Raw genomic sequence first — 22899 nt, 5'->3', positions numbered from 1 at the left:
ATCTTTGAATGATTGACCGTTTAAAGATAGAGTTAAGAGCATCTGTATTTTTAGATCTTTTTGAATTAAAAGAGACTTAAAAGTCCTTTTATTTGAGTAAATTTGTGGTAGCTTCTTGTGATTTTTTTCAAGAAGAATTAGACTATAGAATTATGGAAGAAAAATTAATTTCTAAGAAGAAGCCGAGTTTTCCGATCAGTGATAAATTAAAAGATTATTTAAAAAAATATAGTAGAAACGTACACATGCCTGTGTTGTATGATGATTTGTTGCGTTATTCTGGTGGAATTGAGGTATATGATAAATCTGGTGCAGATACCTTTTGGATCCGTGTTTATTATCCTGAATTTGAGCGTGAGGAAATAGATAGAAGTTTAAAAAGAATTTATAGTATTCTGCATGCCGATGGTAGTGAAGACTCTATTCCGTTTTTGAACATTGATGCTGTGGATTTTTGCACTTTTGGAAACTCTAAACCTTTTAGGGTAAAAGTAAGAAACATCCTTAATGATAACTATATGTATATGTACATTAAAAAGGCAGATGCATCTCGTGTTTATGGGTTGGAATTAGAACATCTTTTATCTCCGGATAGGATTAATTTTTTAGTATACAAAGATACGATTGTAGAAGAGCATATTCAGGGGATTCCTGGAGATGTTTTTATGAATGAGGGATACAAGAATTTTTCTTCACGTGATCAGAAGCAACTTTCTAAAGAATTTGTAAAATTTAATGAACGATGTATTATTCGTTTGTTAGGAGATATGCGTTCTTATAATTATGTGATTGTACCAACGCATGATTTTGATCAAGTACAGTATAGAATTAGGGCAATAGATTTTGACCAACAGTGTTATGAGGGTAAGTTTAAGGTATACATGCCACAGTTTTTAAAAGAAAATAATTTGTTTGTGCAAATGGTACATGAAAATTTGCATGAACAATCTATTAATCAATATAAAATTGAGGAACGATCGGCTATTTCAAAAAGAATTTTACGGGTACATGATCGTGTATTGCATTTATTAGATTGTATGTCTGAGAATGCAATTTCTACGCCTGAAAAAGTAGAGCAATTGAAAGCAGATTTGTTGATGTATACCAAAGATGTAAAATTCAAAAAATGTAAAAGTATGGGAGATTTACTTGGCGTTGCCTTTGAGTTTGTTGTTAGGAATTATGAAAATGAGAATCACTTTTTGATACATTAAGAATTAGAATAAGATAAAAAGCGCCCAAAACTATCGTTTTTGGGCGCTTTTTATTTTAAGGAATATCTAACTAATAGATATCGGTATCTAAGTCATCTAAACTTTGATGTTCTCCAAAGTTGTCAAAATCATCTTCTAATCCATAAGGGTCATTATCAAATCCTGGTTCTTTATCAGATGTAAATTCTTTTTCTGGAGCTTTTTCAGGTACATCACCAATTGTCAAGACTAATTTAGGAAGTTTATCTGCTGAGGTATCAGAGACTTCAACAATCTCAACAAAGAAAGTCCACATTTCTAAAAAGTCATAAACATAGATAAGTTTTTCACCTTCGTCCTCTATGTTTTGTTCTATAGTGGTGGTTGCCATAGATAGAGCACCTGGACTATCATCCATATTAATTAATGGAATTTCTTCACCTTGGGTCCAGTCATCATCAGTTCTATAAAATGACGCCATTTGTTGACCATTAAAACCAAATACATTGGCAATGGTATTATGAAGGTCTTCAAGAGTATTTTTAGAATCTATAGCAATAGTTCTGATAACATCTTCCTTTACATCTAGTACAACTCTAATTTTATAGATCATAATTTTTTCATTTTCGATAGTGCAAAATTAGGCTATCCCTAGGTACAAATCAAAAAATAAAAGAGAATATTTCATGAAATAATTCATCCGATATGAAATAAGATTGCAACATAAATTGTATTTTTATGCTCTAAAACCTAAGGTATGGATCGTGCTAAAATGCTTGAGCTGGCGAATAAAATTACTAAGAATACTTTGATGGAAACATTAGAGATTGAGTATATAGATGTTGGCCCTGATTATTTGATTGCAACCATGCCCGTAACACCAAAAGTTCATCAGCCTTTAGGTTTGTTGCATGGCGGGGCGACAGCTGCTTTAGCAGAAAGTGTAGGAAGTGCTGCTTCACATTTATTGATTGATACAAATTCCTTTGAGGTGAGAGGTATAGAGATTACTGCAAATCATCTGAAAAGTGTACGATCAGGAGTTGTAACTGCCAAAGCAAGTGTTTTACATAAAGGGAAAACAACACATTTGTGGAAAATAGAAATTCGTGACCAAGAGGATAATTTGGTCTCGTTTTGTAAACTAACAAATATTGTTTTACCAAAAACAAAAAAATAAGAATTCTAGCTTGATACAATTTAATTTACTGCTTAAAAAATTAGCAGAAGCATACGAGAATGGATTGCCTTTTGTAGGTTATAACAAACCCAATTCATCAGTAATTAATAGTTTTTTTCAGAAGGACGATACGCTCCATTATGTGAAAGATTTTTCTGAGGAAGGATTTGTTTTTTCTCCTTTTGATGCAAAGGAAAAGACTGTATTGATCCCTAATGAATTGTCGTTTTCTGCTGAGGTGAAATTTGATAAAAGAGCAGACCAAGGTAATGTTATTAGGGTTGGAGAATCTGAAGAAGTAAAAAAACATCATATTGATTTTGTAACGCGAACAAGAGAGAAAATTCAAAGTTCTGATGTTTCAAAAATTGTGATTGCAAGAGCTAAAGAAGTTTCGAATATAGAAATTGATGTCTTTGAAGTGTTTGAAAGATTGGTACAAAAGTACAAGCATGCTACTTGTTATATTTGGTTTCATCCTAAAGTTGGTTTGTGGATGGGAGCAACACCAGAAACTTTGTTGGAAACAAAAAAAACTCATTTTAAAACAATGTCTTTGGCCGGGACACAGCGGTATATTGATACACTTGATGTTGTTTGGGGAGGCAAAGAATTAGAAGAACAGCAGTTGGTTACGGATTATGTACTGTCAAATTTAGAGTCAGTTACCAGTACTTTAGAAGTTTCTAAAACCTATACTGCAAAAGCAGGTGCCTTGTTGCATTTAAGAACTGATATACAAGGACAATTTGATAAAGAAAATTCTGTTTCTAAATTGATTAATGTGTTGCACCCAACGCCAGCAGTCTGTGGTTTTCCTAGAGAAGAATCTAAAGCTTATATCCTTCAAGAAGAAAAATTTGATAGATCATTTTATACAGGTTTTTTTGGTGAATTGAATGTAAACCAAATGTCTTGTTTATATGTAAACTTACGTTGTATGGAACTGCTGGAGAAAAATACTATTCGTTTGTACGTTGGTGGTGGTATTACAGATAAAAGTAACCCTGAGAAGGAATGGGAAGAAACCGTTGCAAAGTGTAAAACAATGGAATCTATTTTGTAATTTTACACACTTAAAATTTTAAGTTGTTTGGGCGTTTTGTTCAAGTTTCTTGAAAATAATTTTAGGTTTTGTAATAGATGAAATACCCAAAAAATGATCTTGCTCAATTAGTAATAGCATCTTGCCTTGCCAATGGCATTGATTCTGTTGTAATATCTCCAGGGTCTAGGAATGCTCCTTTAACGATTGGCTTTACAAGTCATCCTGAAATAAAAACTTATAGTATCGTTGATGAAAGGTGTGCGGCTTTTGTAGCATTGGGAATGGCGCAACAAACAAGAAAGCCTGTAGCTTTGGTTTGCACGTCAGGTTCTGCTTTATTAAATTATTACCCAGCGATTTCCGAAGCATTTTATAGTGATATTCCTCTGGTAATTCTATCAGCAGATAGACCTGAGAATTTGTTAGAAATTGGAGATGGTCAAACAATTCGTCAAAAGAATGTATTTGAAAATCATGCTATTTACAATGCAAATTTGATTACTGGTGAAAGGGAGTACAATTCAGAAGAAATAAAAAATGCTTTATTTCAGGCGGTTGTGAATAAAGGACCTGTGCATATAAATATTCCTTTCGATGAACCTTTGTATGAAACAGTAGATACTATTTTATCATTGGATACAGTTGAACATTATGATTTTTCTAAAAGTTTTTTAAAGGAGACTCCTTTAGATGTAGACATGTTACAATTGTATGCGGATAAATGGAATAGCGCCTCGAAAAAGATAATTCTGATCGGAAGTAATTTTCCAGATGACTTATTGCAAGTTCAAATGGAGCATTTATTGAAAGATCCGTCTGTATTGGTTTTTACTGAGACTATTTCGAATATAAAACATGAACGTTTTTTTAATTCTATAGACCAGTTATTGTTTCCTTTAGAAGAACAGGACTTCGAAAAAATGCAACCAGAAATTTTGATTACTCTCGGTGGACTAGTAGTTTCTAAAAGAATTAAACAGTTTTTTAGAAAATATCAACCTAAAGAACATTGGCATGTGAACGAAAAAAGAGCTTTGGATTCTTTTCATTGTATGACACGTCATTTTGAAATTTCTGCTCAATTATTTTTTAGTCAATTTTTCTTTTTAACAAAGGAGAAAGAAAGTTCTTTTCATCATGATTGGATGCAAGTAAATAAGCGAAATAGCATAAAACATGAAGAGTATCTTAAACAGATTCCATACTCTGATTTTATGGTTCACGATATGTTATTGAAATCTTTTCCTGAATCTATTCAATTGCAATTAAGTAATAGTTCGATTGTGCGCTATAGTCAATTGTTTGATTTACATCCTTCTCTAAAAGTTTTTTGTAATAGAGGAACGAGTGGGATTGATGGAAGTACGTCAACCGCTATCGGTGCGGCAATGTCTACCAAAGAACAAGTTGTTTTTGTTACTGGAGACATTAGTTTTTTTTATGATAGTAATGCCTTATGGAATCAGTATATTCCAAAAAGTTTTAGAATAATAATTATAAATAATAATGGAGGAGGGATATTTAAATTTATTCCTGGTCCCTCTAATAGTGGAGCGTTAGATTATTTTGAAACTCCTCATGGACTAACAGCGGAGCATTTGTGTAAAATGCATGGTTTAGCATATAGTACTGCTTCTGATGAAGAGAATTTAAAAGAAGCCTTGAAGGAATTTTATGATGTTTCTGAGCAACCAAAATTGTTAGAAATACATACACCTTCAGAAATAAATGATAGAATCTTAAAAGAATATTTTAATAATTTAAAATAGAAGAAATGGAATTAGAAGTAGGAGAAAAGGTCGATTTGGTTATTGGTCGTTTTACAAATGTTGGAATCAGCGTTTTGGTAAATGACGAGTACGAGGGCTTATTATATAAGAACGAAGTTTTTAAACGTGTCAGAGAAGGCCAGAAGGTAGTTGGATACATAAAAAAACTTAGAGAAGATGGAGGGATTGATGTTTCATTGCAGCCTATTGGATTTTTAAATAAAATTGGTCCCAATGAAACTGTAATTTTAGAGAAATTACAAAGTTTAGATGGTGGATTTATTGGTTATAATGATAAAAGTAGTCCAGAGGATATCAAGTATCATTTTAAAATGAGTAAAAAATCTTTCAAAAGTGCTATAGGTGGATTGTATAAAGCAAAGAAAATTGAAATTTCTGATAAAGGAATTCAGTTGTTGTAATTCATAGATTTGACTAATGAATTAAATGTCAAAAAAAGTCTCTGTAAATTTTACAGAGACTTTTTTGTTGGTGCAAAACTATTTTTAGTAACTTAAAGTTGCTATGAAATCTTTTTTACATTTTATCCCAACACATATTTTTGTGTTATATAGTGCTGGTGTATTATTTCAGTACTATTTCTCTTTGTTTAATTCTACAATTATTCTATTTGGGATAGTCATTTTTTGTCTCATTGGACTTAGACTATATAAGTATTATCAATATTTCTTTTGTTTGTTGATTTTTACCTTTGGCATACTGTCTTTACAACTGAGAAACAGTCCTGTTAAAGAATCGCAAACGGATAAAACAATGATCCCTCTAGTTATTCAGGATGTTTTAAAAGAACCTGATTATTCATATAGTTATATTGCCTTATATCAGAATCCTAAAAGAAATAGGGGCTCTGAAAAAATATTGCTTAGAGTAGAAAAAACGCATCAAACCTTCCCGTTTTTGATCGGAGATGAGCTCATAGGTTATTCTAAAATTGAAGCAGTTTCATCTAAAAGAAATCCATATGATTTTGATTATAAAAATTATTTAGAGAAACAGAATATAAAAAGACAAGTTTCACTAAAACACGGAATATGGAAGCGGTTAGACGGATATCGATTTTCATTGAAACGAATTGCATTTCAATTGCGGCATAATCTGATAGGGTCCTTAACCCAAAGGATAAAGAACAAAGAGGTGCTTTCTGTATCCTTGGCGTTATTGTTAGGAGAACGTCAATACATTTCATCAGAATTACAGAAGAATTACGAAAACGCTGGCGTCATACATATATTAGCAGTTAGTGGATTGCATATTGGTATTATTGTACTGTTGTTATATTTTATTTTTCAGCCCTTAAAAAGAATCAAACATGGTGTAATAATAGAATTTCTTTTAATATTTCTGTTTTTATGGGGTTATGCCTTTTTAGCTGGTTTGTCTCCATCTATTGTTAGAGCCGTGGTTATGTTTTCATTTATTTCATTTGGATGGGTAATAAACCGTAGAGGCAATGTTTTTCATTCGCTTATTACATCTGCATTAATTTTAGTTTTGGTAAATCCCTTTTATTTATTTGATCTTGGATTTAAAATGAGTTATATAGCTGTATTTTCGATTGTGATTTTACAGCCTATTATTTCTAGGCTATGGAAACCAAAAAACAGCGTAATAAAATATTTATGGAACCTGTCGACTGTTTCTATGAGTGCTCAATTGGGTTTGTTGCCGTTAAGTTTGTATTATTTTCATCAATTCCCCGGTTTGTTTATAATCTCAAATTTAGTCGTTTTGCCAGCCTTAGGTTTGGTTTTAATATTTGGCTTTTTTGTTTTGTTATTGTCCTATTTTAGAATTGATATAGACGTATGTTATCAAATATATAGTAGTGTTGTGCAATTATTGAACGATTTTATTGCATGGATTTCTGTTCAAGAAAAATGGTTGTTAGAGAATATATATTTTTCAAGTGCTATGTTGTTAAGTTCATATTTAATATTATTCTTGACTTTGGGCACGTTTTATAAAATTAATACAAAGCGTTTATATGTTTTAGGGTTTTCAGTATTGGCTTTTCAGGGTGTCTTGTATTATGAAATGCTTCAACGTAAAAATTTAGAGGAGTTGATTATCTATCAGCAGTATAAAAAAAGCTGTATCTCAATTAGTAGAGGAGGGCGATTAAATTTTTATGGTGCTGATATTGAAAAAGAAGACCAGTTAGTTCAGTATTACGTAAATAAAACGGGGGTAACTTTGGATAGCTTGTTTAAAGAAGTACCACCAGTGATTTTTTTTCAAGATAAAAAGATATTGATCATTGATGCGTACGCGGTTTACAAGGTTTTAAATTTTTCTGATGGAATCCTTGTATTAAAAGACTCACCCAAATTAAATTTGGAAAGGTGTATAGATTTAGTGAAGCCAAACATGATTATTGCTGATGGCTCCAATTATCCCTATTTGAAAGAAAGATGGAAAAAAACTTGTTCAAAGTATAGAATTACTTTTCATGATACACAAAAAGATGGAGCATTTGTTTTAAAATAAAAAGCCACTTCTATTTTGAAGTGGCTTGAAAATTTTTGGATCTGTGAGATTAACTAGTTGTCTTTTGGTCAGTACCCTCAGACTCTAGAGATTCTATATATGCCTTATCTCTGGTGTTTTTTTGAACTGCTATCGCGGCAAATAAACTTAGTAGATATGACATTGCATAAAATCCTTTTTCACTAGCTAATAGATCTGCATTCCAAAGTCCGATTGTTAATAATACAAGAGCGGAGAGTGCAGAAAACCAGCTTATATTATGATACATTTCTGTCACTTTTAATCCTTCTAATTTGTCTCTTACACTTTTTTGAAGCGACACGGCTGAGAATAATCCAAATAATAGAATGGTAAAATAATAGCCACGTTCGTTTAATAACATGTCGGAATTCCATAAACCAATACAGTAGGCAAGAGTTCCGGCTAATAGAGCGAACCAAGATGCTCCGATAAATGCCGGTGTTGGTTTTTGATCAAATTGCAGCGTTCTTTCCTTTTTAGATGATTTCATTTTTTTATTTGATGAATTTTCTTCTGTTACGTCACTTTTAAAATTATAGTCCATAATAATTGATGTTTTTAGTTAATAGTTGTTTGTTTACATAATAGCAGCTATAAAAATGTAGCTGATGAGGTTTCCAATAAAAAGTGGAATGAAAATTTTTTTGATATTTTTTTTCAGAATAAACTTTACAGCAAAAGCTTCAATAATTACACTTCCAGAACACATTAAAATAAAAGTCATGATCCAGTTAATAGAGTTAAAAGATCCTTTGAAAAAAAGTGTGTCGGCTACCAAATGCCATAGAAGCATACCAAAGGTCATAACAAATGTTCCAATGATTCCAGAAACTAGATTTCCTATAAATGATATAAAAAACGAGTTTATCCACGAAGTTTTTAAAAAATATTTAATTGTGATGAGTTCGATAGCAATGGTTCCAATTATGATAAACCAAAACTCTAGAAAGGTTTGACTCACATAAACAGCAGGCCAAATGACATTTAAAAATTGCATATTATTTTATTAGGTTGTTAATACTGATGCAAAGATGCCTGACATTTAATGAATTGTAAATTCTATTTAGGTGAAAAACTTACGATTTAATATGTTTAAAAATAATTATATTGACCTATTTTGTTATATTTAGATTTCTTAAACTTACGATATAATGAATATAAATAAAACCATTATTGACACATTTTCTTTAGATCAGAAAAAAGAGTTTCTATCGATTCTAAAGAAAAAGAACAGAAGGGGAGATGTTAAGAATATAGAATTATTTTTAATGTTATCGCATGGTAAAGAGGACAAACCTATGGATATTGCTCTGTATGGTGCATCTAACAAAGGTGCTTATCACGCCATAAATAAAAGACTGCATGATTCTTTGATTGAGTTTATTGCAAGTGATAATTTCTCTAAGGGAAATTCCAATGAAACTTTTGTTTCAAAACTATTGGAAGCTAGTAAGTATTTTTTTTTATGTAATAGAACTGAACTTGCATTTAAGACCTTAAAGAAGGCGGAATTAAAAGCTCAGAAGCATGACCTCTTTCTGTTGTTACAGGAGATTTATCTGCTTAAAATGCAAAATTTACATAAATCCAAGGTGTATCATTTTTCCGACGTGAAACAGGATTTTGAGAAAAATAAATTGCAGTTACAGCAGCAAGAGAATTTGCAATTGTTTTATGCAACAATTCAATACGAGTTGGAAAATACTAATGCAAGTCCCGAAGAGGTGTTAGAATATAATTTAGAAAAATTTGCCATTACTGCTTCTAATGGATTGCACTTTGTAGCATTGATAAAGATTATAGAGGTGTTCAATACAGTGGCCCATGTCACAGGTAAACACATCAAATTATGGTCTTATGTTGAGAACATGATGGCTGAAATAGAGAAAAAAAATATAGAAGTAGAGCGTTATCTTCCTGAAAAAATACAGTTGTTATTCTATTTAGCCAACTTTAATTTTAGGACTAGAAATTTCGAGGCTTCCAATAAATATTTGGAGGAAATGCACGCTCATATGTTGCTAAAGAAAGGGGGGTATTACAATCATTTTGTTTTAAAATATAAGTTATTGAAAGTTTTAATAGCACTTTTTTCAAATAGAATAGACGTGGCATTAATTACTTTAGATGATTTGCCTAAGGAAATTTCTAAAACAGAAGAATATTATGATCTATTACTAGCAAGAATTGTTGTTTTATTTTTTAAAGGAGAAATTCTTGAGGCTTACAGAGTTTATTCGGAATTTTACCATAGTGATGTTTGGTATACTCAAAAAGTAGGGACTCTTTGGGTTATTCAGAAAAATTTAATTGAACTATTGTTGCTTCTAGAACAGGATTCTTACGATCTGTTTCAAGTAAGATTAATGAGTTTTAGAAAAAAACATAAAAGTTTACTCAAAAATAAAAATGAGGCTCGGGTTCTTGAATTTGTCAAATTGATTACTGTTTATTACAAAGATAATTCCTGTGTCGAAAATGACTCTTTTAAGGGAAAAGTGAATGATTTGATAAACCAAGACACCAAAACAGAAGATGTTTTTATTCTTTGTTTTTATGCATGGATAAAATCAAAAATAGATAAAAAAGAATTGTATACTGCTTGTTTAGACTTGTTACGATAATTATTTGGTGATGATAAAGCTGTCAAAACTTTTACCACTAATAGAGTTGATACCTTCAAATTTTAATGTATTCCCATCGATGGAAATTAAAGAAAAACTAGGTACATGTTCAAAATGTGCCACGATGCTTCCATCTTCACAGTTTTTTATATCATTTGGATCAGGACTCCATTTTTTATTCAATTTTCCACCTGCTCCCACGGTAATAGAAATAAAGCTTTTGTCTAATTTTTTGTAAGAGGATTGATTCTTAATTTCAGGATCTATGTCGCCGTTTTCATTATACGGCTTCAATCTCTCATAAGTATGTGCATGTCCGTTTAAAAGTATATCTACATTGTAGTCTGCAAGAATGTTGTATATAGAAATGACAGACTCATAGTTGGGTTTGTACGAGCATGTTTTTCCATTGTGATGTAAATAGACGATGGTCCAATCAAATTTTCCCTTATTAGATTCTAGTGTTTTTTGTAGCCATTTTAATTGCTCTTTGTAATTGTAGAACTGTCCTTTAGAGGAATCTAGACCAATAAAAAGTGCGTTAGAATATGAAAAACTATAATAATGTTCGTTATTTGGTAATGACCATTCTTTTTCAAAATTGTGTTCTGGGTCCGAATACCAATCATGATTCCCTGGGACTGGATAAAACGGAATATTTTTGAAGACTTCTTGAAATGGCTCAAACAATTGTTTGTCGTAAAATTTACTTTCTCCTTTTGCATATACGATATCTCCTAACCCCAACCCAAAATTAGGTTTGTTTTTTAAATTTTCAATACGCTTCGCAGGCTCGTCTGCAAAACTTTGAGGTAATTTGGCTCCGATATCACCTAATGCATAGAAACTAAATGCATTTTTTTTCCCTTTTGGGTTTGTGATGAAATAATAATCTTCACCACTAGCTAATTTAAAACCGTTAGAGTAAATACTGTAATAATATTTTGTGTTAGGTTTGAGTTTGTCAAGTACGACTTCATTAAACTTATTATTTTCATGCAGGCTCAGTGATCCCGAAACTCGTATTGTCTTATCCGATTTTTCTTTATGTATTTCAACATAGCAGTTCTCCGCAATATTATTTGTTTTCCATGTAATTGTTGCCGATTTTTCTCTTACCATTTGTAAATAAGGTTCTCTGAGCAATAAAGGTTGTTCAGGGGTGTTATTATTCATGAAAGTTGTAAAAGCAAAAAGAATTGGAAGTAGTAGTGTAAAAAGTATTTTTTTCATACAAATAATGCCGTTAAAATTGTAGTTGGGTAAAACTACATTTTTTTTGGAGTATAAATTTAAGTTTGACGGAAATGAGTCAATATTTGACGAATTTTACCCATAAAAAAACCGCTTTTTTTTGAAAAGCGGTTTTTTTATCTTGATAGAAGTATATTACATCTCTAAAGAATGATAAACATTTTGAACATCATCATCTTCTTCTAATTTTTCTAATAATTTTTCTACTTCTGCTTGTTCAGCTTCTCCGAGTTTTTTAGTTGTAGTTGGGATTCTCTCAAAACCAGAAGAAAGTATTTCTAAATTATGTTCTTCAAGATATCCTTGAATGGCACCAAATTGTTCAAACGGACCATATATTAAGATTCCGTCTTCATCTTGGAATACTTCTTCTACATCAAAGTCCATTAATTCTAATTCTAACTCTTCTAAATCAATATCAATACCTTCAGATTTTATTCTAAAGTTACAAGTATGGTCAAACATAAAAATTACAGACCCAGAAGTTCCAAATGTTCCATTACATTTATTAAATGCGGCACGTACATTGGCTACCGTTCTGTTGTTATTATCGGTTGCCGTTTCGCAAACAATTGCAATTCCATGAGGTGCGTAACCTTCAAACAAAACTTCTTTGTAATTAGCTGTGTCTTTATCTGTTGCTTTCTTAATCGCACGTTCTACATTGTCCTTAGGCATATTTGCTGCCTTTGCATTTTGCATTACAGCTCTTAATCTAGAGTTGGTGTCAGGGTTTGGTCCACCTTCCTTTACAGCCATCACGATATCTTTTCCAATACGTGTAAAAGTTTTGGCCATTGCTGACCAACGTTTCATTTTTCTTGCTTTACGGAATTCAAATGCTCTACCCATTTCTAAATGTAATTTACTTCTGTTAAAATTTGTGAAGCAAATGTAAAAATTACTGCCCTAGTTTACAACTTTTATTTATACTTGATGGTTGTCAATTATTATAGGTTAGGAGGGGAGAAAATTTCTACAAATACTTTTATTTCAACTAGAATACTTCTATTAAAATTATTTCGGTCTATGATTCCAAATAGCCATAAATTGACCATGAGCCATGCGTCTGGATGCTTCCTTTGCTTTGGTTGCTACATCCCCTGAGTAGAGTTCATCTATAGTTTCAAACCAAAGCTGCAACCACAACCCAAAATGAACTTGATCTACTTTGTGGTGTAAGTTTTTGTCAACATTGATATGTTTCATGGTCGGACTTCCTTTGAATTTTGGGATGCCAAATAGATTTGTTTCCCAAAAATCAGTAAGTTTATCTACGTGTTCTGGCCAACTATTCTCAGGGATATGCTTGTTAAAGATTGGACCTAAGGTTGCTTCGGTTCTAATTTTATCATAAAAGTTATGGACCAATAATGCTATATCTTTTCTAGATTCAATTGCTTTCATGATTTATTTTGTTTCAATTCCATGAATAACCTGCTCAACTCTATTGATAGTATCTTGCTTTGATAATGTTAATCGAACAATACTATTTTCTTGAGCGAATAAATCGTGCGGTACATTAGCTTCAAGACTGATGATAGCCCCTGAATTAAAGGAATGTACTTTTCCTTTTACTCCAAAATCAACCAATCCATCAAGGACATGCACAATAATTGGAAATTTGGTTTTGTGCTCTTTCATAACCTGTCCTTTCTTCATTAGAATACGAATCTCTTTTGAAAAATCAGTTTCTAAAATTACTTTCGTTTTAACTTTGTCTTCAAATTCTAATTCGTTGTTGAATGATGTAATTTCCATTTGAATGATTTTGTGGAGAAAAATGTTTTAATTCTGTAAAAGTTCGTAGGTCTGTTTTGCAATTTCAATTTCCTCATTGGTAGGAATGATTAAAACTTTAACCTTGCTTTTAGTATTTTGAATTTCTCGAATTCCTTTAGCGCGTGTATTGTTTTTGTCAGTGTCGAGTTCAATTCCTAAATAATCCATTCCTTTGCAGCTCAATTCACGCATTAAACTTGAGTTTTCTCCAATACCTGCTGTAAAAACAATTGCATCAAGACCATTTAATATTGCTGTATAGGAACCAATATACTTTTTAATTCGATGCGCTGCTAAATTCAAGGCATTGATACAATCTTCATTTCCTTCAGCAGCTAAGTTTCCTATATCTCTTAGGTCAGAATGGCCAGTTAAACCTTTCATTCCAGATTCTTTTTGTAGAATATGGTTTACTTCATCTGCTGTTTTTCCAAACTTCTTTTGTAAGTGTATTACAACGGATAAATCTACATCTCCAGCTCTCGTTCCCATTACCAAACCACTTGTAGGCCCTAATCCCAAGGAGTGCTCAATACATTTACCATCTTTAATTGCTGATATACTACAACCATTTCCTAAATGTATGGTAATTATGTTCTTAGAGTTTTCTCCTAAATGCTCAATCGCTTGTTCAGAAACATACTTATGACTTGTTCCATGAAAACCATAGGCTCTAATTTGATCTTCCTCTAGATATTTTTTTGGAATAGCATACTGATATGCTTCTTGGGGCATTGTTTGGAAAAAGGCTGTGTCAAAAACTACAGTTTGCGTTGCGTTCGTAAAAATATGCTCCGCTACTTCAATTCCTGTTAAGTTAGCAGGGTTGTGTAAAGGAGCGAGGGCAAACAATTCTTTGATATTTTTTTTAGCTTCTTCAGTAGCAACAACGGTATTTGCAAATTTACTTCCTCCATGAACAACTCTGTGACCCACAGCATCAATTTCATCAACATTTTTTAACACTCCATAATCGGTATGCATTAACGCAGCTTCCACTTTTTTTAATGCGATAGAGTGATCAGGAATAGGGCAGACTTCATTATGTTTCTGGTTTTCTTTTTCATGTGTGAAAATTGCATCATCCATTCCAATCCTTTCTACCAAACCAACACACTTTACTTGCTGAGAAGGCATTGAAATCAATTGGTATTTTAACGATGAAGATCCTGCATTCAGTACTAATATATTCATTATGATTCTTGGTTTGCTTGTATTGCGGTTAGTAAAACAGTGTTAAAAATATCATCAACTGTACAGCCTCTACTCAAATCGTTAACAGGTTTGTTAAGCCCTTGCAGCATAGGTCCAATTGCCAATGCGCCTGTTTCTCTTTGTATTGCTTTATAGGTATTATTACCAGTGTTTAGATCAGGGAAAATTAGTACCGAAGCTTGTCCGGCTACCTTTGAATCCGGCATTTTACTTTTTGCAACGTTCATATCAACAGCGGCATCGTACTGTATAGGTCCTTCAATTTTTAATTCAGGATGTTTTTTAGATACGATTTCAGTTGCAAGTCTAACTTTTTCAACTTGTTCCCCTTTTCCAGAACTTCCAGAAGAGTAAGATAGCATTGCTACTCTTGCATTGATTCCGAAAGCTTCTGAGGATTGAGCAGAACTAATAGCGATTTCAGCCAATTGTTCTGCATTTGGGTTTGGATTTACAGCGCAATCTCCCATAACAGAAACACGATCAGGTAAACACATAAAGAAGACAGAGGATACAACGGAAACTCCTGGTTTTGTTTTTATGAGTTGAAGCGAAGGTTTTATGGTGTGCTGAGTGGTATGTGCTGCACCAGAAACCATTCCATCTGCCATTCCTTTCATAACCATAATGGTTCCGTAATATGATACATCTTTAACAAGGTCATTGGCCGTTGTTTCCGTCATGCCTTTATGTTTGCGAGCTTCATATAAAGTTTGAGAGAATTCTTTGTTGTTAATGGAATCTTCAGGGTTTAGAATATTGATTTTATCCAAATCTATTTGAAGTCCTAATTGGTCACATTTTAATTGGATAGTACTTTTGTCTCCTAAAATAGTAAGGTCAACAATATCTAATAATTGCAAACGAGCAGCTGCTTGTATTATTCTATCGTCATTTCCTTCTGGTAACACAATATGTTTTCTGTTTAGTTTTGCTCTTTGCATCAGGTTGTACTGAAACATGTTCGGAGTAATTCTTTCTGAATTATATTGTGTAAGAATATTGGCTATTCCCTCTGCATTTACATAAGAATCAAAAGTATCCAATGCTAGCAGTATTTTTTTTGAATTGGTTGAATATATTTTTGATTTTACGGCTCCAATTTTATTTGTAGTGCTAAAAGTACCTCCTTGAACAGAAATAATTGGAACGGTAGATTGCACTCCTTCTATCAATTTGAGGATCGATGCTTCAGGCAACAAACCACCCGTTAAAATAAGTCCTGCAATTTTTGGATAGTTAGAGGATGCATTTGCTTGCAATGCTCCTAGAATAATATCGGCTCTATCTCCTGGTGTTACCACCAAAGCGTTTTCCTTAATACGGGTCAAGTAGTTTCTCAACTGCATGGCACCTGAACTAAAGCTACCAATGGTATTGTCAATAAATTGTTCACCAAATAAAACCTTTCCTTCAAGGGCTTCATTAATTTCTTTTACCGTTGGGTTTTCTAAATAAAGACTTTCAGGGATTACATCTATTTGGATCACGGTTGGGATTACTTTTTGAAGTTCTGTAGCAACTAAATCTCTATCATCAAGTTTAACTTTATTTGCAATCAAACCAAGTATATCCACCTCTTTTCTTTTGAAAGCTTTGTAGGTGATTTCCATACTGTTGATAAACTCATCCGTGGTTTTGTTTTTTCCAGATCCCACAATAACACAAGGTATTCCTAGGTTTTTGGCAATTGCAAGATTTAGATCGAGTTCTAGAAAACTACCCTCTTCAGAGAAATCAGTTCCCTCTACAAGTACATAATCAAACCGTTCTTCTAGGTTTTTATATTTTTCAATCACCGTTTGGATAACTTCGTCAACCTTTCCTTTGCTTAATAATTTCAAAACTTCACTTTGCTTGTAGGCATAGCAGTCAGATAATTTTAAATCTAAATTGAAAAAATTAATAGCGGTTTTAGTGTGGTTGTCAAAATGTCCACTTTCAGTATCGTTAATGATAGGTCTAAAATATCCTACCTTAATCGATTTCGTTAACATCATTCTTAAAAGTCCCAGTGAAACTAATGATTTTCCAGTGTGTGACTCTATCGTAGCAATATAAATAGCTTTACTCATCCGTTGTGTGTTTTGTGATTCGAATTTACAAAATATTCGACTTCAAAAATAAAACTGAGTCTTTATTATTTTTATGATGCATATCATAATCTGTAAACTATTATTAGGGTATTTATGGAAACTATTTTATGTTGTTCTTATTTTGAGGGAATAAAAAAGGTCAATACTTTTTAGTATTGACCTTTTTTAATTTTGTTTTCAAACCAATTTAAGCTTGAATAACACCAAGATTAAATTGTTTTTCAATAGGTGCGTTGTTTGCTATATCGATTCCTGTACTAATCCATTTTCTGGTGTCTAATGGGTTGATGACTCCATCTGTCCAGAGTCTTGCGGCTGCATAATATGGAGATGTTTGTTTGTCATATTTTTCCTCAATAGATTTTAGTATTTCAGCCTCACGTTCAGGAGTAATTACTTCTCCTTGACTTTTAAGTGAAGCTGTTTCCATTTGTAATAATACTTTAGCAGCTTGTGTTCCTCCCATTACCGCTAGTCTCGCACTCGGCCAAGCACAAATTAATCTAGGATCATAGGCTTTACCGCACATGGCATAGTTTCCTGCTCCGTAAGAGTTACCAATTACCACAGTAAATTTAGGTACTACAGAGTTACTTACTGCATTTACCATTTTTGCACCATCTTTTATAATCCCTCCGTGCTCAGATTTACTACCAACCATAAATCCTGTAACATCTTGTAAAAAGACTAGTGGGATTTTTTTCTGGTTGCAGTTAGAAATAAAACGAGTTGCCTTAGTAGCACTATCTGAATAGATCACTCCACCAAACTGCATTTCTTTCTTTGCAGTTTTTACCACTTTTCTCTGGTTTGCTACAATTCCAACAGCCCATCCGTCAATACGTGCATATCCACAAATAATGGTTTTACCAAATTCTTCTTTGTAAGGCTCAAATTCAGAGTTATCAACCAATCTTTTGATAATCTCATTCATATCATATTGGTCCGCTCTTGATTTTGGTAAAATTCCAAATATATCCTCTTGATTTTCCTTCGGTAATAGCGCTTCTTTTCTGTTGTAACCTGCTTTTTCTGAGCTTCCTATTTTGTCAATGATGTTTTTGATGGTATCCAAGGCGTCTTTATCGTCTTTAGATTTGTAATCGGTAACACCTGAAATCTCACAATGAGTAGTTGCTCCTCCTAAAGTTTCATTGTCAATACTTTCACCAATAGCTGCTTTTACAAGATAACTACCTGCTAAAAAAATACTTCCCGTTTTGTTAACAATCAAGGCTTCATCACTCATAATTGGTAAGTAGGCTCCTCCAGCAACACAACTTCCCATTACCGCAGAAATTTGAGTAATACCCATACTGCTCATTATAGCATTGTTTCTGAAAATTCGTCCAAAGTGTTCTTTATCAGGAAAAATTTCATCTTGTAAAGGAAGGTATACCCCAGCGCTGTCAACCAAGTAGATAATAGGAATTTTATTTTCCATGGCAATTTCTTGTGCACGTAAGTTTTTCTTAGCAGTAATAGGGAACCAAGCCCCAGCTTTTACAGAAGCGTCATTTGCAACTACGATGCATTGCATCCCTTTTATTTTCCCTATTTTTACTACTACACCTCCAGACGGACATCCGCCGTGTTCTTCGTACATATCTTCACCAACAAAAGCTCCAATCTCTATTGCATTCGCATCATTATCTAATAAGTAGCTAATGCGTTCACGTGCAGTAAGTTTTCCTTTTGCATGAATTTTAGCAATACGTTTTTTTCCACCACCTTCATAAACTTTTAAAAGTTTTTTCTTTAAATCTGTTGAAAGAAGTCTGTTAGAATCTTCGTTTGCGTTGAATTTTATATCCATTAGTATTGCTGATTTTTGCGCGGCTAAAGTACAAAAATGTAGTTAAATATCATTTTTTATATACCTTGGTTTTATTTACCATGGTAAATAAAAATATTTTTATTACATTTGTACTGTAATTAAAACTTTATAATATGAAAACAAATAAAATTATTTTTTGGGTTGCAACGGGGTTGTTGTCTTTAATGATGTTAATGTCGTCTGGGATGTATGTCTTTAACAATGCAATGATTAGTGAAACTTTTTTGAATTTAGGTTTTCCAACATACATTATTTATCCATTGGCCTTTTTTAAGTTATCTGGTATTGCAGTGATTACCCTGACAAAGTGGGAAACAGTGAAAGAGTGGGCATACACAGGTTTCTTTTTTAATTTTTTATTAGCAATTGGTGCACACCGTTCTGTTGAAGATGGTGAGTTTTATGGAGCTTTGATGGCTATGATTTTGTTGATTGTTTCTTATGTTTTTAGAAAAAGATTGGCTTAATGAAAGTAAAACCAAGTTCTAAAGTAGCTCTTAGTACGGAGAATTTTAAGGCCAAAGTACGTAGTAGGAACTTTTCTTATGTAATTGACACACCAAAATTAAAAGGAGGTAGTGGGACGGGGCCTACACCAGTTGAGTTTTTTTTAGCTGCAATTGGAGGGTGTGTCGCCATCACACTTAGAACTTATGCCGATAAAATGGAGTGGGATTTGGGAGAGATTATTGTGGAGGTTACAGAGGAAACGAAACTGACGCAAAAGGGAATTGTAAAGAAGATTCATGAAGAAATTTCAATAGAAAATAAAATTTCTCATGAACAATTAATGGCACTTAAGGAACGGGCTAAAAGTTGTCCTGTAGCGCAAATGGTGAATAACCCGACAGAAATAATTAGAAAAATAAAAAATTAAAATATGAAAAATATTATAGTAATAGGAGGAAGCAACAGTAAAATTTCTATAAACAAAACATTGGCAACATATGCGGCGGAACAGTTAGAAGAAGTCGTGCTTACCATTGTAGATCTTAATGAATTTAATTTGCCATTATATGGAATAGATTTAGAGACAGAGAATGGAATACATGAAGAAGCCAAAAGGTTGAGTGGTGTTTTTGATTGGGCTGATGGTTTTGTTGTTTCACTTGCAGAACATAACGGTGCTTATTCAGCAGCATTTAAGAATGCTTTCGATTGGTTGAGTAGAATTAATGGTAAGGTATGGAGAGAAAAACCAGTACTGTTATTGGCGACTTCTCCAGGAGGTAGAGGTGGACAAACGGTTTTACAAATCGCAGTAAACAGTTTTCCTCATTTAGGAGCGAAAGTTACAGGAAGTATGGCTTTTCCGTCTTTCTTTGAAAACTTTAAAGAAGGTGAGGTTGTGAATGTGGAACTGAAAGAAGCCTTAGAAAAAGAAATAACAAAATTTCAAAACGCAATTTAAAATTATATGGGAGATTTAGCCAAAGATATTAACTCTACTTTTCCGTCAGAACATGTAAAGGCTTTGATTAATATTAAATACACTGCTAATTGGATTGAGGGGAAATCAAACCATGTATTGAAGCCTTTTAAAATTAGTGTTCAGCAATATAATATATTAAGAATATTACGTGGAGCAAAAGAAAAGGTAACAGTACAGACCGTAAAGGATAGGATGATTGAAAAATCTCCGAATACAACAAGGTTGATGGATAAGCTTTGTGCAAAGAATCTGATAGAACGTGTACGTTGTGAAAATGATAGACGTGTTGTTTACGTTCAGATCGCGGATTTGGGATTGAAAATGTTACAGGATATAAAAATGGATGGAGTGGGAGCAACAATGAATAAATTAACAGAAGCTGAGGCAGAACAACTCAATCTGTTATTAGATAAGATTAGGTAGAATTTGCAGTTTTTAAGAGAAATATGATGTGATAAAGAGACATATTTAGGAATCAATTATAAAAATATAGACATGAAACTTAAAAATATAAAAGCAAAAAGTAAAAGCAATTTTGTAAACATGGGGCCAATACGATTAAGACAGCCCTTGCCAAGTTTTCAAATTAATGATGTAGATCCGTTTATTTTGTTACATCATTACGGGCCTTATGATATAAGCCCAGAAAGCAATCCGTTTGATTTAGGGCCTCACCCGCATAGAGGTTTTGAACCGATAACCTTCTTGATTCAAGGAGAGCAACTTCATAGGGATTCTTTAGGGAATAATAGTGTTGTAGCTGGTGGAGATGTGCAATGGACAACTGCGGGAAAGGGAATCATTCATGCAGAAGGGCCAACGAAAGAATTTGTTGCGAAAGGAGGTAAATTGGAAGGTATTCAATTGTGGTTAAACTTGCCAGCTTCTCATAAAATGATGGATCCAGCGTATCAACATGTGAAAGGAGAAGATATGCCATCGGTTAGAAGTGCTGATAAGAAGTTGATTTTAAAAGTGGTTGCAGGAAGTTTTGAAGGGAAAACGGGGAAAATTGAAACTCAAACGCCAATAAATATGTTGTGGGGTTATGCGGATGAGCAGGCTCAAAAAGAAATTGAGATAGAAACAGGTCACGATGCTCTTATTTACTTGATTAGTGGTCAACTTACAGTAAATGGTTCGGAGCCTTTAAATGAAGAGGCAAATCGAATGCTAACATTTATTGGAGAAGGAGAAGGTATTTCTATAGTAGCAAATAGTAAAAGCGAATTTATTATTTTGACCGGTGAGCCTTTGAAAGAAAAGGTAGCCACATACGGTCCGTTTGTAATGAATACCCAGGAAGAAATTCATCAAGCCATGCTGGATTATCAATCTGGTAAAATGGGAGTTCTTGAGTAAGTGAAAAGGAAATAAAAATGATTATAAAAGCCTAGGTGTTAAACCTAGGCTTTTTTTTAGATGAAATATTAAAAACTAAAAAAAAGTAAAATAGTCTGATATATACTGTGTTGAGTTGTTTTTTGTAGGGGCTGTGTCTAGAGTTGATTGTTTTTGGCAATGCAATTAAAAGATTTTTGTCAATTTATTGTAGAGTCTATATTTATCGATTCTTAGGTTGTTGTCAGTAAAATTGTTCTTTAACTAATTAAACTATTAATTATGAGAACAAAATTACTCTTTAGACTATTAATGATTTTAATACCAGTATATATTGGTGCACAAACGAATCACGTTTTGTTAAATCAAGATTTTGAAACAAGTTCAGGTGGGGTACCTACAAATTGGAATGTCAATTTGGGAACTTCAGCTGATGGTGATGCTTATACTGGGGCTAATGGTGTACTTTTTACGAGCAGTGCAGGAAGTCCAAATAGTGAATTGTTAAACGAAACTGTAAGTGTTTTATCAACTAGCTTGGCTACTTATTTTACAGTGTGGGTAAAACCAACTGCACTCAATGATAGAACTGCTCTCAGACTAGTGAGTTCTGACGGTACTTCAAATATTGCTGGAGGTTCGGCAATGGTTTGGAGTAATGCGGAGTATATAAACTCTTGGCATAAAGTATTAATGACAAAATATACACCTGTCTCAGAAGAAAGTGTGCGTGTTCAAATTGATAACCCTATTGCTAACGATATTATTCATTATGATACTGCTGAACTTGTTCAAAACCCATTAACAGTAAACGGTGATATGGAAATTGACTTTATGGGGAACAGTAAGACAACACCGCAAACTCAAATTTATCAGAAAAGCGGAATCAATCCCATGGAGAGAGAAACATCGGTAAAAAGGAATGGTAATAACTCTATTAAATGTACGACTACATCTGTATCTCCATATTTTCAACAAAATCCTAATTATCGATATGTTAGAGAGGCGGTATCAATGGAATACCAAGGGAGTATTTGGGTGAAGGTGGCGGATGAGTCACCTGCCGCAGATTTTACTGCAGAGTTGTTTGTAGATAATGTTAAAGTAGCTACTGGAATCACAACAAATGTAACTAATGCATCCGACTGGGTAGAAATAACAACACCTCTGTTTATCTCTGATGATACTGGAGGAGGGACAGTTTATTTAAGGTTGACCGTTACTAATGATGGTGAGAATAGGACTATATTCTATGTAGACGATTATGTGTTAACGAAAAGTTTACCGGAAACGGCTTCCGTTAGAAATGTTGAATTAAATAAGAACTCTCTTGTTGTGTCGAACGAATGTGTTCGTATTGATGGTAATTCAGGTGATATTAGAATAACTGATCTATTGGGGAGATTAATAGCATCTAAGGTGGTTGAGTCAAACGAAAAATTTGAATTTAACTTTGACAAAGCAAAAGTATATATTGTTGTTGCAACTACTAATTTGGGGACGATTTCAAAAAAGGTACTCTTTGATTAAAGAATAATGTATCCTAGTACAAAATATTCCTTTTTAATCTTAAGTCCGAGATATAATCTCGGGCTTTTT

The 22899-nt window shown here is 33.0% G+C and carries 23 protein-coding genes; 13 read left to right on the top strand and 10 right to left on the bottom strand.

Annotated elements, in window-relative coordinates; genetic code table 11:
• Nucleotides 1-152 precede the first annotated feature (152 nt).
• Nucleotides 153-1214 carry a hypothetical protein gene (locus AC2DZ0_RS05305; protein WP_484644828.1) on the top strand — a complete coding sequence of 354 codons (1062 nt, stop codon included), beginning with the start codon at nucleotides 153-155 and terminating at the stop codon, nucleotides 1212-1214.
• A gap of 70 nt (nucleotides 1215-1284) precedes the next feature.
• On the opposite strand, the gene AC2DZ0_RS05300 is transcribed toward AC2DZ0_RS05305, so the two are convergent.
• Nucleotides 1285-1806, bottom strand: a complete 522-nt coding sequence (locus AC2DZ0_RS05300) for an IS1096 element passenger TnpR family protein (RefSeq protein ID WP_484644138.1) — start codon at nucleotides 1804-1806, stop codon at nucleotides 1285-1287.
• Between the two features lie 144 nt (nucleotides 1807-1950).
• Here AC2DZ0_RS05300 and AC2DZ0_RS05295 point away from each other — a divergent pair, with 144 nt between their 5' ends.
• From AC2DZ0_RS05295 to AC2DZ0_RS05275, 5 genes are all read left to right on the top strand, one after another.
• A complete protein-coding gene (locus tag AC2DZ0_RS05295; protein ID WP_484491969.1) occupies nucleotides 1951-2373 on the top strand; it encodes a PaaI family thioesterase in 423 nt (140 codons plus the stop codon).
• Nucleotides 2374-2383: 10 nt separating this feature from the next.
• Nucleotides 2384-3439, top strand: coding sequence for an isochorismate synthase (locus AC2DZ0_RS05290; RefSeq protein ID WP_484644136.1), 1056 nt, complete (start codon nucleotides 2384-2386; stop codon nucleotides 3437-3439).
• Between the two features lie 77 nt (nucleotides 3440-3516).
• Entirely contained in the window at nucleotides 3517-5190 is a 1674-nt protein-coding gene (gene menD, locus AC2DZ0_RS05285) for a 2-succinyl-5-enolpyruvyl-6-hydroxy-3-cyclohexene-1-carboxylic-acid synthase (RefSeq protein WP_484644134.1), read from the top strand.
• A 5-nt stretch (nucleotides 5191-5195) separates the two neighbouring features.
• On the top strand, nucleotides 5196-5612 hold the full coding sequence (locus AC2DZ0_RS05280) for a S1 RNA-binding domain-containing protein (RefSeq protein WP_484491966.1): 417 nt from the start codon (nucleotides 5196-5198) through the stop codon (nucleotides 5610-5612).
• A 103-nt stretch (nucleotides 5613-5715) separates the two neighbouring features.
• The gene (locus AC2DZ0_RS05275; protein ID WP_484644133.1) at nucleotides 5716-7698 is read left to right on the top strand and encodes a ComEC/Rec2 family competence protein; all 1983 of its coding nucleotides are present in this window, start codon (nucleotides 5716-5718) and stop codon (nucleotides 7696-7698) included.
• A 49-nt stretch (nucleotides 7699-7747) separates the two neighbouring features.
• Here AC2DZ0_RS05275 and yiaA read toward each other — a convergent pair whose 3' ends face one another.
• Together yiaA and AC2DZ0_RS05265 are read right to left on the bottom strand one after the other, a co-directional pair.
• Complete coding sequence (yiaA, locus tag AC2DZ0_RS05270; RefSeq protein WP_484644131.1) at nucleotides 7748-8263, bottom strand: inner membrane protein YiaA; 516 nt, start codon at nucleotides 8261-8263, stop codon at nucleotides 7748-7750.
• A 33-nt stretch (nucleotides 8264-8296) separates the two neighbouring features.
• Complete coding sequence (locus AC2DZ0_RS05265; protein WP_484644130.1) at nucleotides 8297-8716, bottom strand: hypothetical protein; 420 nt, start codon at nucleotides 8714-8716, stop codon at nucleotides 8297-8299.
• Nucleotides 8717-8870: 154 nt separating this feature from the next.
• Between AC2DZ0_RS05265 and AC2DZ0_RS05260 the strand changes: the two genes are divergently transcribed.
• On the top strand, nucleotides 8871-10343 hold the full coding sequence (locus tag AC2DZ0_RS05260) for a hypothetical protein (protein WP_484644129.1): 1473 nt from the start codon (nucleotides 8871-8873) through the stop codon (nucleotides 10341-10343).
• On the opposite strand, the gene AC2DZ0_RS05255 is transcribed toward AC2DZ0_RS05260, so the two are convergent.
• The 7 genes from AC2DZ0_RS05255 to AC2DZ0_RS05225 form a co-directional block, all read right to left on the bottom strand.
• Nucleotides 10344-11576, bottom strand: a complete 1233-nt coding sequence (locus AC2DZ0_RS05255; RefSeq protein WP_484644127.1) for a metallophosphoesterase — start codon at nucleotides 11574-11576, stop codon at nucleotides 10344-10346.
• A gap of 156 nt (nucleotides 11577-11732) precedes the next feature.
• A complete protein-coding gene (locus tag AC2DZ0_RS05250; protein WP_484491960.1) occupies nucleotides 11733-12449 on the bottom strand; it encodes a YebC/PmpR family DNA-binding transcriptional regulator in 717 nt (238 codons plus the stop codon).
• A 165-nt stretch (nucleotides 12450-12614) separates the two neighbouring features.
• Nucleotides 12615-13004, bottom strand: coding sequence for a group III truncated hemoglobin (locus AC2DZ0_RS05245; protein WP_484644125.1), 390 nt, complete (start codon nucleotides 13002-13004; stop codon nucleotides 12615-12617).
• 3 nt (nucleotides 13005-13007) lie between these two features.
• The gene (locus AC2DZ0_RS05240; protein ID WP_484644124.1) at nucleotides 13008-13358 is read right to left on the bottom strand and encodes a cupin domain-containing protein; all 351 of its coding nucleotides are present in this window, start codon (nucleotides 13356-13358) and stop codon (nucleotides 13008-13010) included.
• Nucleotides 13359-13385: 27 nt separating this feature from the next.
• A complete protein-coding gene (locus AC2DZ0_RS05235; RefSeq protein ID WP_484644123.1) occupies nucleotides 13386-14573 on the bottom strand; it encodes an acetate/propionate family kinase in 1188 nt (395 codons plus the stop codon).
• On the bottom strand, nucleotides 14573-16669 hold the full coding sequence (gene pta, locus AC2DZ0_RS05230) for a phosphate acetyltransferase (RefSeq protein WP_484644121.1): 2097 nt from the start codon (nucleotides 16667-16669) through the stop codon (nucleotides 14573-14575). Before pta ends, AC2DZ0_RS05235 begins: the two co-directional genes overlap by 1 nt.
• Nucleotides 16670-16877: 208 nt before the next feature.
• Nucleotides 16878-18506 carry an acyl-CoA carboxylase subunit beta gene (locus AC2DZ0_RS05225; protein WP_484491955.1) on the bottom strand — a complete coding sequence of 543 codons (1629 nt, stop codon included), beginning with the start codon at nucleotides 18504-18506 and terminating at the stop codon, nucleotides 16878-16880.
• Between the two features lie 134 nt (nucleotides 18507-18640).
• Here AC2DZ0_RS05225 and AC2DZ0_RS05220 point away from each other — a divergent pair, with 134 nt between their 5' ends.
• From AC2DZ0_RS05220 to AC2DZ0_RS05195, 6 genes are all read left to right on the top strand, one after another.
• Nucleotides 18641-18994 (top strand): DoxX family protein, encoded by a 354-nt coding sequence (locus AC2DZ0_RS05220; RefSeq protein WP_484644119.1) that lies wholly within the window; start codon nucleotides 18641-18643, stop codon nucleotides 18992-18994.
• Nucleotides 18994-19404, top strand: coding sequence for an OsmC family protein (locus tag AC2DZ0_RS05215; protein ID WP_484644118.1), 411 nt, complete (start codon nucleotides 18994-18996; stop codon nucleotides 19402-19404). The genes AC2DZ0_RS05220 and AC2DZ0_RS05215 overlap by 1 nt, the downstream gene beginning before the upstream one ends.
• 3 nt (nucleotides 19405-19407) lie before the next feature.
• Nucleotides 19408-19938, top strand: a complete 531-nt coding sequence (locus AC2DZ0_RS05210; RefSeq protein ID WP_484644117.1) for an NADPH-dependent FMN reductase — start codon at nucleotides 19408-19410, stop codon at nucleotides 19936-19938.
• 6 nt (nucleotides 19939-19944) lie between these two features.
• Nucleotides 19945-20382 (top strand): MarR family winged helix-turn-helix transcriptional regulator, encoded by a 438-nt coding sequence (locus AC2DZ0_RS05205; protein WP_484644115.1) that lies wholly within the window; start codon nucleotides 19945-19947, stop codon nucleotides 20380-20382.
• A 72-nt stretch (nucleotides 20383-20454) separates the two neighbouring features.
• A complete protein-coding gene (locus AC2DZ0_RS05200) occupies nucleotides 20455-21321 on the top strand; it encodes a pirin family protein (protein WP_484644114.1) in 867 nt (288 codons plus the stop codon).
• Between the two features lie 261 nt (nucleotides 21322-21582).
• A complete protein-coding gene (locus AC2DZ0_RS05195) occupies nucleotides 21583-22830 on the top strand; it encodes a hypothetical protein (protein WP_484644112.1) in 1248 nt (415 codons plus the stop codon).
• Nucleotides 22831-22899 lie beyond the last annotated feature (69 nt).

The organism is Flavicella sp. IMCC45668 (assembly GCF_057219105.1).
The sequence above is the reverse complement of the archived record's forward strand: the minus strand, read 5'-3'. Positions and strand labels throughout refer to the sequence as shown.